10 protein-coding genes are annotated in these 13,732 nt (G+C 43.9%); 2 read left to right on the top strand and 8 right to left on the bottom strand.

Annotated features, from left to right (window positions below; genetic code table 11):
• Positions 1 to 48: 48 nt before the first annotated feature.
• Entirely contained in the window at positions 49 to 732 is a 684-nt protein-coding gene (locus L4D09_RS00685; RefSeq protein ID WP_428455562.1) for a TetR/AcrR family transcriptional regulator, read from the bottom strand.
• Between the two features lie 177 nt (positions 733 to 909).
• On the opposite strand from L4D09_RS00685, the gene L4D09_RS00690 reads away from it, so the two are divergent.
• Entirely contained in the window at positions 910 to 1,224 is a 315-nt protein-coding gene (locus tag L4D09_RS00690; RefSeq protein ID WP_428455563.1) for a hypothetical protein, read from the top strand.
• Positions 1,225 to 1,324: 100 nt separating this feature from the next.
• Positions 1,325 to 1,636 (top strand): hypothetical protein, encoded by a 312-nt coding sequence (locus L4D09_RS00695; RefSeq protein WP_428455564.1) that lies wholly within the window; start codon positions 1,325 to 1,327, stop codon positions 1,634 to 1,636.
• A gap of 78 nt (positions 1,637 to 1,714) precedes the next feature.
• Here the strand turns inward: L4D09_RS00695 and ygjK are convergent, their stop codons facing one another.
• The 7 genes from ygjK to L4D09_RS00730 all read right to left on the bottom strand — a co-directional run bounded on the left by ygjK (position 1,715) and on the right by L4D09_RS00730 (position 13,731).
• Positions 1,715 to 4,288, bottom strand: a complete 2,574-nt coding sequence (gene ygjK, locus L4D09_RS00700) for an alpha-glucosidase (RefSeq protein WP_428455565.1) — start codon at positions 4,286 to 4,288, stop codon at positions 1,715 to 1,717.
• 679 nt (positions 4,289 to 4,967) lie between these two features.
• A complete protein-coding gene (gene udp, locus L4D09_RS00705; RefSeq protein ID WP_428455566.1) occupies positions 4,968 to 5,735 on the bottom strand; it encodes a uridine phosphorylase in 768 nt (255 codons plus the stop codon).
• A gap of 334 nt (positions 5,736 to 6,069) precedes the next feature.
• Positions 6,070 to 8,532, bottom strand: coding sequence for a zinc/cadmium/mercury/lead-transporting ATPase (locus tag L4D09_RS00710; RefSeq protein ID WP_428455567.1), 2,463 nt, complete (start codon positions 8,530 to 8,532; stop codon positions 6,070 to 6,072).
• Positions 8,533 to 8,735: 203 nt separating this feature from the next.
• Positions 8,736 to 9,209 carry a response regulator gene (locus L4D09_RS00715; protein ID WP_428455568.1) on the bottom strand — a complete coding sequence of 158 codons (474 nt, stop codon included), beginning with the start codon at positions 9,207 to 9,209 and terminating at the stop codon, positions 8,736 to 8,738.
• A gap of 9 nt (positions 9,210 to 9,218) precedes the next feature.
• Entirely contained in the window at positions 9,219 to 10,544 is a 1,326-nt protein-coding gene (locus L4D09_RS00720; protein ID WP_428455569.1) for an ATP-binding protein, read from the bottom strand.
• Positions 10,545 to 10,555: 11 nt separating this feature from the next.
• Positions 10,556 to 11,971 (bottom strand): SLC13 family permease, encoded by a 1,416-nt coding sequence (locus L4D09_RS00725; protein ID WP_428455570.1) that lies wholly within the window; start codon positions 11,969 to 11,971, stop codon positions 10,556 to 10,558.
• A 260-nt stretch (positions 11,972 to 12,231) separates the two neighbouring features.
• Positions 12,232 to 13,731 (bottom strand): MATE family efflux transporter, encoded by a 1,500-nt coding sequence (locus tag L4D09_RS00730; protein ID WP_428455571.1) that lies wholly within the window; start codon positions 13,729 to 13,731, stop codon positions 12,232 to 12,234.
• Position 13,732 lies beyond the last annotated feature (1 nt).

Below are 13,732 nucleotides of genomic sequence, written 5' to 3' on the forward strand. Positions count from 1 at the left end.
GCCATCTGTTAAAGTCGTCTCTTCAAATAACAATCTGTTCAACCTGAACTACTCGGTAGTAAACCAAGTCTGTAACAGTTCATTATCGATAAGTGGCATTGTGCCTTCTTCCGCTCCCAACATGCGTTCTATGGCCTGCTGAGTTGCTTTTACTGACGGCATTACGTCTTCTACTGTGAGTGTTTCTATACCGTGATTGAGCAGCTGCTGAGTCAACGTTTCCGAGAAACTAAACAACACAGACACCATTAGCTGCGCAGTCATTTCTGGCACAGGGACAACAAACACCCCTTCACTATTGCCTTGTTTAATAATGATTTGATAATAGTCAGCCAACAGCTTACTGGTTCTTTGCATGACATTATGTTTGAGCTGGATATTTTCATCCATATTGATGATTTTTGTATAATTCAGCATGATGTCGCGCTGATCTAATTTCCACTGATTTGAATGACGGAGCATTTGTTGCCACTTATCCAGTGCACTTATGGTCGGATCTTCAACCAATCCACCGATCATTTGCCGATATTGCTCAAGCAGGTTGTCGCTCCACGCTGTTAACACTGCTTGCTTTGAATCAAAGTGGTGATAGAACGCCCCCTTGGACACTCCGACTTCTTTAATTAGGTCATTCACCGATGTACTGGCATAGCCTTTGGTAAAAAACAGTTTATTGGCTGCTGCAATGAATTCCGCCCGACGCTCTTCAGGGCTCTTAACAATTCGACTCATAACTCGGCTCTCACATACATGTATTTTGTTGACCTCATACAACCGACCGACGGTCGGTATGTTGTTAAATTATACAAAAAACCGAGGTCTTCGCAGTGATCATATCCACAAATTCTTTGTGGTTGATTCAAAATCGCTTCGTTTAATCGGGGTATACTTATAAAAAAGGAGCACAATATGCGAAAAATCATATGGGGAATCGCCTTCTTAATGATGGCTATATCAACCATGGCAACAGCTAACATGCGGATTGTCGACACGCCAGCAGGCAGCTGGGTAAGTATTGAAGAAAATGGCGAACCCGTTAGCAATGCTAGTGTACAGGTCTCGAATGTTCCCAGTATTGCCAACACTACCTTCAAGACCAATGAATATGGTGAAGTCTATATTCCAATTAGTCTGCGCTTCAGCCGCAGCGTCACTTTCACCGCCATCACACCTTCAGGAAATGAATTTAAAGCGCTTAGAGCACGTGATGCCAACGACGAGTAATTTTCTTACTGACGCGATTTTGTCTCAAAGCTAAACGGTGTTATCTATACTGAACCTGAAGCAACTTTAATGTCAAAGTAAGTTGTTCTGAGAGGTTTACATGACATTTAAACAAGTAAGTATCGCCGCTTTAATGCTTTCAGCCAGTACATTAAGTTGGGCTGATATTCGTATTGTCGACACCCAGTCAGGCAGCTGGGTTCGTGTCACTGAACAAGGTAAGCCAGCAGCTAATGCCAGAGTGAGTGTCAGTAACCACGCTAATCGTGGGAAAGTATATAAAACCAATGAGCATGGAGAAGTCTTCATTCCTTTATATACTCGAACTTCGAGTACGCTAACGTATTCAATACTGACTGAAGAATGGAATGAATACACCAGACGGAGTCTTCATACCGATAGCTTTAACTAAAAAAGAAGCCAGCTTAAAAGCTGGCTTCAAATCAATGGCTCATCATATAGAGCGTCATGATGGATTCATTCATCACCATCAGTTCTTAAAGAACTCACGATAGAGCATGTACATGTGTGCGGCACTCCAAGAGAAGTTAGTCGCACCCTGTACCGCCCCCGTTTCAGGGTTATAGTTCTCGCGGATAGCTCCGTCCCCCGTCATTCCCTCTGCATTAGCGAATAACTCATTTGCCATATGGGTAGCCTCTGCACCGTAGCCATATTGCTCCATGGCACGCACACCAAAGTAGAACTGATCGAGCCATACACGTCCACGCCAATAGATATCAGCATGATAAGCAGGGTTGGTTTGCGAAGCTGTTGGCAAAGAAACCCCTTCACCCAAGTACTTCTCAGATGTATTAAACTCATCGGCATTCATCATAGTGGCAACCACTTTATCTGCCAGCTCCTGAGTAGCCGCACCGTTAAACAATGGTCCCCAACCTTCTGGACCACGACCTCGAGCCGTGATCGGTTCACCAGCACAAGCAATGCCATTTTTCATTACCGGTACAGGCTGACCATTTACATCTACATTCATGCTGATGTCATAATAAAACTCAGAATCAGCATCAAACATACAGGTATTGATGTAATCCTTAATATTGGCTGCACCATCAAGGAATTCCTGTGCTCGATGCTTATCAGGAACGTTATCTGATACCAAGTTGGCGATTTCAGCCAGATACTTATTATCGGAATACATGTAAGACGCCTGATCGACCGATTCCTGCAACATTGAGAAACCTAGTAGCTCGCCAGACTCAGAGCGGTTCTCAGCAAAGCGAACTTCCCAATCTTTCTTCGCTAGTTCGACATCGCCACCGTGTTCGACATTGGCATAATCTTGAAGCTGCTCTGGCGTTATAAAGCCAAAGCGAGCAGCATTATCCATACCGGATTCCCAGCCCGCGGCCTCCTGAGCACCAACGTGTAGCTCATCATAAATGACGTCATCAAGAATGGTATTGTAGTTATCCATTCCCTTAACTTTGTAGCTGTCACCGTCTTGCTCTATTACATCATCTTTAAATCTGTCATTGAGATCTTCAGTCGTTGTCACCCAAACATACATATGGCCATCATCGGTATTGTGGGCAGGATCAACCGCTGCGCCATACTCTGGCACGCCATTGCCATTATGGTCGCGGTTCGTCAGCCACCAGTCATGATAAGCCACCAGTTTAGGATACATTTCATCAATCCACGCTTGAGCATCTGCAGGGCGATCAAATTCGTTCTTCAGCGCGTTATACACTTCCATCACAGACCAAGCAGCCAGCGAGGGTTTGGTGTTTCGCTCGTTCCAGTTTTCTGAACCTGCACCACCACGGTTTTCTGGCAGCGTATAAGTCACAACGTCTAAAAGGTAGCCTTTATCTTGCGGACGTATTACGTCATCTTCTTGCACTTGGTATTCAAATACCGTGCGGATGTTATCCATCGCCACATCAGGGTTGAAGTGCGCCATCGCGTAGGCTTGCTTCCATGTATCCCACGGCCAAGTTAAGTTACCCGAGAACCAACGTGCGGTTACCGATGGTGTGACTGTCGACTGGTGCACATCACCTGCAGCAGAACGCCAATTACCATTCAATGTCATGATCGCCTTCACCCCGACACGCGCCTGCTCTTCTGTGGCCTGCTTGTTAATCATCCCTGATTGCAAGTAACCTTCCCAACGCGCATCTGCAGCTAGCATATATGGTTGAGGGTTATTCAAGATATCTGCAATTTTTGTTTGCTCGCGCGTCGCTTCTTCAGCATTGTGTAGGTTTGAGTAAGTGGTATAAATGGTAGCACTGTCATTTGCCTGAACAGCTTGCTGCGCAGCAGAGGCATAGGAAGTATCATTCGGCATAATATGTGTCTGAGTGGCTACCGAGCGCGCAATGCGGAATTCTGCATCATCATCGTTACGGATAGCCCAATTGCCTTTCATATCACCAAATGAGATTTTCACACCATTATCAAGGGTTGAGATCTGACGATTATAGCCAGGGTACATCTGATCGACTGATTTGGTTTCATTGCCAGATGTTGACAACGCTTTTTGCAATAACTCACCATCCCACAATAATTGCAGATCCATATCTTGGTTGGTTAAATTGGTAATTTTAGTTTCAACCAATGAGGTACGGTCAGTCACAAAGCGAAGCACCATTTGCACTTCAACGATATCTGTTTTTAATATTTGTACTAATGCACCAGGCGTACTGTATATCTCCGCATCAGCAGAAGATAAATCAATGATATTGCCTGTCACTTTGTCGGTAAGGTGCAACTTGTCAAACTCTTGACCCGACATAAAGTGAGCATATTCTTGAGTGACTTGCATGATGCCGCCAAAAGCACCGTAACCTTTCTCATCAGCAGGTAATAAGTGGCCGTGCCATGCGCCATTATCAACAAAAGCATTATAATTAAGATTACTGTATTCATCGTAATCACGTAGGTATTCCGGCGAACCGGTGCGGTCGATTACATTGGTGAAATCGCTATTTGGTAGCCCCGCCGTTTTCTCGGTTTTACTACTACTGCTATTACACCCAGCTAACGCAATGGCTGAACCGATTACTACTGCTAGACAAGTTTTACGAAAAGTCATTCAGAATCCCCCGATAGACGCTCACCGTTATTACCTAATTGGCTTATGTTTTAATGCGAGCGGTATTTTTATTGATGCTTCTCAGCACGTTAAAATCTGGAGGGGATAATAGAAGGTAAAAGATTAACTAAAATAGATCGAAATCACAGTAAATTTTTTTACCAAGATAAATATCAAAATCCATTCGCATAAAACCCATTCAATACTGAAGTATCATTCACTTATATAAATATAAGTTGACTCAATGTCACAATGTTATTTTTACCAATTTTAACTAAAACGAATCAAGATCACAGGGAGGTTTATACTTTGTTCGTAACAAAAACTATTGATAAATAAGCATATTGTAACCGACACAATTAGATAAACTTCACACTTATTCCAGTAAAACTTAGTAATAACCAACCGTTCGTAATAATACGAATATAAATAGAGGAATAAAGAACACAAATGTTTCATCAACATTGCGAATGTAACATTCTTCTCGTGTATAAAAATAACAGTTTATAGCAGAAATGTAATTGCATATTCATGCGACATTTTTTTGTGATTTTTGGGCATGACTCATTAAGTTATATATCTGATAATTTCGATAACGTTATTCAATTTAATTTTGAAGACATAAAAAAACCAGTGCAAAGCACTGGTTTTTAAATTCTAAGCTAGTAACGTGATTGAATTACTCGGCTAACATCTTGCGTGCAGCTTCTACAACAACTTTGATAGAACGCGCTTCTGTTACTTTCAACGTTGCATGATCAGGTGTTTCTTCCTGAGTACGGTTGATAATAACACCCGCCACACAACCCGCACGTAAGCCAGAGCTCGCACACATTGTTAGCAATGTTGCAGATTCCATTTCAAAGTTAAGCACACCCATTTCCTGCCACTCTTTCATTGAGCCTTGGAAACGGCGAACAACACGGCCAGAGAACGTATCGTAACGCTCTTGACCTGGGTAGAAGGTATCACTCGAAGCTGTTACACCAGTATGTACTGTTGCACCATCGTCATCACAAGCTGCTTTCATTGCAGTCGCTACGGCGAAATCTGCAACCGCAGGGAATTCCATTGGTGCAAAATGTAGGCTTGCACCGTCTAAACGCACAGAGCCTGTCGATACAATCATGTCACCCACATTAATATGAGGTTGGATTGCACCTGTAGTACCGACACGTAGGAAGGTACGTACACCCAACTGCGCCAGTTCTTCAACGGCGATTGAAGTTGAAGGACCACCAATACCCGTCGAACATACAACAACAGATTTACCATCTAGCTTAGCGCGGAACACCGTGTACTCACGAGAGCTCGCTAAAAATTCAGGGTTATCCATTAGGTTGGCAATTTTTTCAACGCGAGCAGGATCGCCAGGAATAATGGCAAGCTCTGCACCGTTAAGGTCCGCTTTATTTACACCAAGATGGAAAACTGCGTTGTCAGACATAATCAGATCCTTTCATTATTATTGCCGCAGATATAGGGGGAACAAGATTAGCGGCTACACTTAATTATTGTTTTGGAAGTACTCTTTCAACTTTATCGCAAAAGAGTGCTCGCGAAACACCAAATAACGATAGCCTATAGCCGCCAGCATTTGAGTGACATATGTCACACAAACAGAAAAACAAACAATTTCAAATTACATTTTATTGTGACAGAGGCCTCACTCAATCGTTATCCTTTGCGAGCTATCACATTTCTCTCTATGAGCGCAGATAGAAAAAAGGCACCACTTTCGTGATGCCTTTCGCTGGGTACTAAGCTTGTAACAACTTTATTTAGTCATCCGCTTTAAATTTCAACAACCTTAATGCGTTCAATGTAACCAACGCAGTCGCCCCGCTATCGGCCAGTACCGCCACCCAAAGTCCAGTCAAGCCAAACAGTGTTGTGATAAGGAATACCCCTTTTAAACCGAGTGCCAAAATGACATTCTGACGAATATTCGCCAACGTCGCTTTAGATAGAGCAATCATCATTGGCAGTTCAGAAATTCGATTGTGTGTTAGTGCCGCATCTGCAGTTTCCAACGCTACATCTGTACCGCCGCCCATGGCAATACCAATCGAGGCTGTTTTCATTGCAGGTGCATCGTTGATGCCATCACCCACCATAGCAACACGCTTGGTTTGATTTGCCAATTCAACTTCTTTCACTTTATCTTCTGGCAATAAACCAGCACTGAAATCAATGCCGATTTCTTTGGCAATTGCTGCTGCAGCTCTTGGGTTATCGCCGGTTAGCATTACAGAGTGAATACCCATCGCCTTCAGTGCCTTAATGGCTTTCTCACTGTCTTCACGTAAGTTGTCTCGCCATGCAATCAGTCCCACAGGCTGCTGGTTACGGACAGCAACAACCAAGGTTTTACCTTCACCTTCTAGTTGATAAGCTTGCGCTGTCTGCGACTCGGTCAGCTCAACACCTTGTGGTAGACGATCTGCTGCTGCAAGTACCAACAAGTCACCGTCTGTAATACCCTGAATACCACGACCTGCTAGTGCTTCACGCTGCTCTGCTTCTGTTACCATTAAACCCCGTTGCTCTGCTGCATTAATTACTGCTTTTGCTAATGGGTGAGCCGAACCCATTTCTACCGCAGCTGACTGGCGAAGTAACTTATCTTCATCACCATCCCAACTCACGATATCAGTCATTACAGGCTTACCTTCTGTTAGCGTACCTGTTTTATCAAATGCAACAGTTTCGATATGACCAAGTTGTTCAAGGGCAGCACCACCTTTAATCAATGCTCCTCGACGAGTTGCTGCAGCTAAACCTGACGTAATTGCGGCAGGAATAGAGATAACCAGAGCACAAGGGCAAGCAATAAGTAACAAGGTTAAACCTTTATATAGCCATTCATCCCATGCTTGGCCAAACATCAGTGGTGGGATCACAACAACCAACGCTGCGAGTACAATCATCGCAGGGGTATACCAACGGCTAAATCGGTCGACAAAACGCTCCAGCGGTGCCTTACGAGACTCTGCATCCTCAATAAGGTGCAAGATGCGATCAATGGCGTTATCACCCTGCTCTGATGTGATTTTTAAGCGAACGACTCTATCGGCGACTAAGGCACCAGCCATCACTTGTTCGCCAGCCAAACGATCGACAGGTACAGACTCCCCCGTTAGCGCACTTTCATCAAAACTGGCAGCAGCATCCAACAGTTCAACATCGGCAGGAAGACGTCCACCCGGTGCAACTTCAATGATATCACCTTGTTTTAATTCATCTGCTGGCACTTGTCTTTTCGTACCATCGGCTTGGATCACTGTCGCTTCTTCCGGTACCAGCGCCATCAAGGCTTTCACACCGCTACGCGCTTTAGCAGATGCATAACCTTCAAGTCGTTCACCAATCAAGAACAACAGCAACACCATCGCGGCTTCAGCTGTTTCCCCTAAATACAGCGCACCTATTGCAGCCACACTCATTAAGGTTTCAATAGAAAACGGCGAGCCACTTTTTGCCAATACTACCGCTTTACGCGCAATCGGGAGCAACCCTAAGATTGTCGTTGCCGTAAATGCAATTAATCCCAAAGATTCAGATTGTTTGCTGATAACAAATGACACCACCATCATTATGGCGATGAAGAAAACAGGCAGGTTTTCTTTAATAAGGCTTGCAGGTGTTTCTGGCTCAGCCTTCGCTTTACTGGTAAGAAGGTTGAAGCCTGTTTCTTTGGTTTTTGTGATAATTTCAGTGGTGAGTTCATCCGACTCACAGTTCACCACCAACTTTTCGGTTGCAAACATTACTTTCGCGGAGATAACGCCGTCGATAGCCGTTATGGCCTTCTCTAGCTTACTGGCACAGCTTGGACAATCCATACCGCCGACTTTCCAGCTTAATGTCACGCTATGCCCATCATTTGTCAGTGAACTTTCCTCGTCATCACTCTCTATGTCAGCTGTTTGCGAACAACAGCCGGACGATGCGCAAGATGTCGATGACGATGACGATGACGAGTTTACAGTTTCTGACGCTGCTACCTCTGCGGAAGTAATTTTAGCAATGTTAAATCCAACAGATTGGCCGGAAGCAGGATCATCATCAGCGGTTAAATCTGACTCTTTACTTCGGTTAGATTTTACAGCTGTAGATTGGCAGGTGTCAGATGAGCAGCAGTCGTCAGCTTGGTTATTCTCAACTTGTACTGATGTACCTGTCGCCATCGCAGGCTGAGCTGCGTGAACATGTAGCTTTTTATTATTGCATTGGGCGCACATTGTAATTTTCCTTGTTTTCGTTATTGGCAATCATCGCCAATACCTAAACTATAAACCTTAGAGCTGGGTCTAAGGTCAATAAATAAATCGCTTTTTTACTCCCTTAATACGCCGAAATAACCCATAAAGCATTTTTTTATCACCCATAAAAAAAGCCCACCACTCCGGTAAGTGATAGGCCTAATAGTATTTAATCTGAATGATTAACTTAACCGTCTAAATACCACGGCATTATCTAAAATATCCATCCATGGTTGATAATCTAAGCCCATATCAAAGATATATTCAGTAATTAAGCTTCTGGCCGTCATTAGCAGTGCATCAGCCTTCCATGGCTTCTCGAAGTAACTTTCAATTCGAGCACGATTGATCGCCGCAATGGTATCTTGATGGGTGGCTTGACCTGTAAGCAATACTTTCTTTGTACGGATGAAACGGTTGTCTTGCGATATTTCAGTTAACAACTCGACACCCGTTTTACCTGGCATTACATGATCTGATATGACGAGTGCAATGTATTCACCTTCAGCATCCAGTTCATCCATCAGCTCTAGTGCTTCATCAGCTGACTCACAGTCTTCAACATTAAAGAAGTCGCCTAAGGGCGCGAGATCTTTTAATACTGCACTTAGTACTTCCCTTTGATCATCTACACAAATGACATTTAGCTTTTCCATAACCATCCCTTACGCGATTGGCAATTTAATACGAAATTTTGTTTTATCTGGGTCACTTTTCAAGGCAATCGTCCCGCCATAACTATGTACTAGGCGCTGCACAATAGAGAGCCCCAAGCCAAGGCCAAATGACAACCCCCCTTTTTTGGTGGTGAAATTTGGCTGAAAAACTTTTCGGCGTGTTGCCTCATCTATCATTGGGCCATTGTTACTGATAGTAATAAGCAGTCGATTTTTTGAGTGACGTGTAATTATCTCAATCTGTGGTTCCGTGGTTTCATCCATGGCATCACAAGCATTCTTTATAATGTTGACCCACACCTGCACTAATTCAGTGGTACTTGCAGTAATGGTTGGTAATACCGCTGGCCGTAGTACAACATTGACCCTGCGCAAATTACTTTGCAGCAGTGATAACGATTTATGAATAGTATCGTTCACATCAACCTCTGGTTGACGAATGTTATCAGTACCGCCAAGTTGTTTAACTGAACGCACAATACTTGCAGCATGCTTAGAGGCTAACCGCATATCATGCAAGTCTCGGCCGATATCCCAATACCGCAATGCATCATCAAGATTATTAAGCCAATAATCAGGCACATCTCCGTGAGGTAATGCTCGGGCAAGTTGCTTCGCCGTATCACGATCTAAAGCGTGTTTTTCTTGCAACGTTTTAGCGCGCTTTCGCACCTCTGCCGAGGTCGAAGATTGACCGTCACAAATACCTAAATCAAGGAACGGGCTCACTTCTGGTTTATTCTCTTCCAAGAAATGGCATATACCGCTCTGTATCCCTTCCGTTTTACTGCTGAGCACTCCTACAGCATTATTTAGCTCGTGAGCAATGCCTGCCGCCAGCTGACCTAGTGTGGTCATTTGCTCAGCGGCATACAGTTTTTGTAACGCCTTTTCTTTTTCGATGGCTTGTAGTCCAGTCAGCATTTGGCGTTGTGCCAATTCATGCACCATCACGGGCATAAACTGTTCACTCAACGAGCCGTAGACTTCAGGTTCAACCGCTGCTGTCGCTCTGTCGATCCAAGCCAACTCGCTGTCTTTTTCTGCAATGACTGTGGTTGAAGCCATCAACGTTTTTGCAAAAAAGCTGTGCACCCCAAAGAACATGCCTTGCTTAGCCTGAAACACTTTAGCAGTAACACCGCTAGTTTCACTTTGTAGGTAAGCAGATAATTCACCGTTTTTTACCCAATAGAGTTTGTCATTAAACCCATCTTGTTTAAGAATTTGAGTTCCGGCCTTTACCGCCTCGATACGAGACGGTTCGCGAAAATAAACATCTATAATACGCTGCAGCGCTTCTGGTTGGTGCATCGACTTTCTCGTTAAATGTGGTCAATCATATGTAATAGCCAGATCATGACAAAGCTCATAAATACACCCACAACACCTATAATGACGCCAACTCGCGCCATTTGGTTACTTTGAACATGCCCAGTTGCATGCGCTAGTGCGTTTGGCGGTGTACTGATAGGCAAAGACATGCCCAAAGAAGCGGCAAAAGTCACGACAAGAATAAGGGTTATCTCGCCACCTAATGGAACCAGAGATGTCATCGACACACCCAATGCGGCCATGATTGGCATCAATAAGTTCGCGGTTGCGGTATGCGACATGAAGTTTGCCATGAGCAAACACAGTAGTGCCGACCCGCCAAGTACAACGTACGGTGAGAAGTTATCAAATGGAATGCTATTCACCATGAGCTTGGCAAGGCCCGTTTGATCAAGTGCTAAACCAAGTGCTATACCACCAGAGACTAGCCACAGCACATCCCACGAAATTTTCTTCAAGTCTTCTTTATTTATGATTCCTGTTAGCGAGAACACTGCCACTGGGATCAATGCGACCGTATAAGAGTTCATACCGTGACTTGAGCCCATCAGCCAAAGTGTAATGGTCAGTGCAAATGTCACGTATACCGTAATGGCTTTAGGTGTTTTCAAGAACTTACCTTTAATGGTTAGTTCAATTTTTTCTTGTTTCGCAGGGTATAGCGCGTTAATAAGCAACCAAGCAAATACCAGCAAAATAGCCACAAACGGCACCCCAAAGAACATCCACTCGCCGAAGGTGATCATATTTTCAGCACTTAGGTATTTCAATGCAATGGCATTCGGGGGAGTACCAATCGGAGTACCGATACCACCAATATTCGCGGCAACGGGAATACACAAGGCGAAAGCAATCTTACCTGGGTCTTTATTACCAAATAACGCAATCACAGGGGCAAGAATAGACAACATCATTGCTGTTGTTGCCGTATTTGACATGAACATCGAGAAAATTGCGGTGATCAGCATCAAACCAAACATTACATATTTAGGCTGTGTTCCAAATGGTCTTAGCAAAACACGAGCAAGGTTCACATCTAAGCGGAACTTGGTCGCAGCCATGGCCAGAAAGAATCCACCAAGAAATAGCATGATGATCGGGCTGGCAAACGTTGCCATGATATCGCTATGCTTAAGCAGCTCACCAAAATGGGCCTGCCCTTCTCCGCTACGGAAAAGATATAACCCTTTATCTGAAAGTAATAAGAGTTCGAGTACGATTATCACCACTGAGGTGGCGTAAATCGGGATGGGCTCCATCACCCAGCATAAAGCTGCCAGTAAGAAGATCGCAATAACACGTTGTTGAATAACAGTTAAGCCTTCAACAGGAAATGCAGAAGCAGGAAGAAGTAAAATTAACAGTGGTACTAAAACCGGTATGATATACCGTAGATATGGACGCATGATGCCATTATTCCCTTAAAACTAAAAATCACCCTTTGTATCTGTCTTCATCCTTGATGATGGGTTGTTAGTGGAAGAAACAACAACAGACACAAGCTGCTACCTGCAAGAGTCAATTTGCAGCTAACCTAAAATACGTATGGGTTGATTTTGCGTTCATTCGGGTTTTATTTCACCGAATTAGATCAATAAACTGGTGAAATATAAATCTTTTTTAATGATTATCTAATCAATATTTAGCTCTTAATTGAGCTGTAAATTCACTTAATTTCACTTGTTAAAGGTTCCTCTACCGTATCTTCTTGTCCCATATAGGTTCGAGATGAACAAAATGGGGTTAATGGTATGCTCGGTTCAAGCACTTCAAGTTCTGATTGGCGTTGCTCATGTTCTTGAGCCATGACTTTAACCTGCCGCAGTAGCAATACAACGCCAATAACACCAAAGACAATAGACCCTATCGCCTGACCAATTAACACTCCACCAGCCCCGCCTATTGCACCACCAAGCATCACAAAAGGAATCGTACCGAGTGTTGCTTTCCCCATGTTTAAGGCTGTTGACCATGTAGGGCGATTTAAGTTGTTAAACGCAGCATTGGCTACAAACAGTGCGCCATTAAATATAAAGGTTATTGCCACATAGGTGCAGAAAATAGAAAGTAGGTAGGCAGCATCCCCTTGTAAACTGAATGCTGCAATTAAATAGTCTTGAATATTCCACAAAATAAATGAGACCAACACGCAATAAGCCGATACGAATAGCATCGCATCTTTTAAGGTCCGGTTGATCCTATCCCAGCGTAAAGCACCAAAGTTTTGCCCAATAATTGGTCCTATCGCGCCCGATAATGAAAACACGAGTGCAAACATCACTGGCATCAAGCGGCCAATTACCGCATAGCCTGCAACAAAGTTTTCGCCATACTGCGCAATGTTGCTAGTGACAATCGCATTACCAATAGGTGTCGCTGTGTTGGTTAAAATAGCAGGAAACGCAAGATATGATATCGCAGGTAACGTAGTAAAAAAGGACTTAATCGCAGGCTTAGCAATGAGGTTATGGTGAACAATCACGGCATGCAGTGAAAAGACCATTACCGCAAGGCGGGCAAACACTGAAGCAATCGCCGCACCTTCAACTCCCATCGAAAAACCAAATATAAACAATGGGTCTAATATCGCATTTACCCCACCACCAATTAACGTCGCTACCATTGAACGGCGGGCATCACCAATACCGCGTAATGCTGCGCCTGCTGACATAGAGATAGCGATCATCGGAGCGCTAGGTAGTAAAATAGTCAAATAATCAGTTGCTGCCGCTGCGACTTGTCCTTTTGCTCCAATCATCGCAAGCAGTTGGGGCAAATTCCACAGCATTAAGCTGACCAAAATACAACTGATAATAAATGCAAAGATCATGACATTTACCGCCAAGTTCCTTGCTTTTTCTTTCTCATTCCCCCCTAATGCCCGCGACACAAGTGCGCCCATAGCAATAGAGGTACCGATTGACGCCGAGGTAGAAAAAAAGATCAGCGTTCCGGCAAAGCCAATCGCGGCAGCCAACTCGATTTCACCAAGTAAACTAATGAAAAACATATCGAGTAAATCGACCAAAAACAGTGCCATCAAGCCAATAGCACCTGTACCTGACATCACCACGATATGTTTCATTGGTGATCCCGTTACAAACTTAGCTTGTGTCTCACTGTTTTCTTGCGTTTCTGCCACACCGACTTCCTTTCTGCGGGTCATT

This window comes from Photobacterium makurazakiensis (assembly GCF_050336715.1).
Lineage (GTDB): Bacteria > Pseudomonadota > Gammaproteobacteria > Enterobacterales > Vibrionaceae > Photobacterium > Photobacterium makurazakiensis.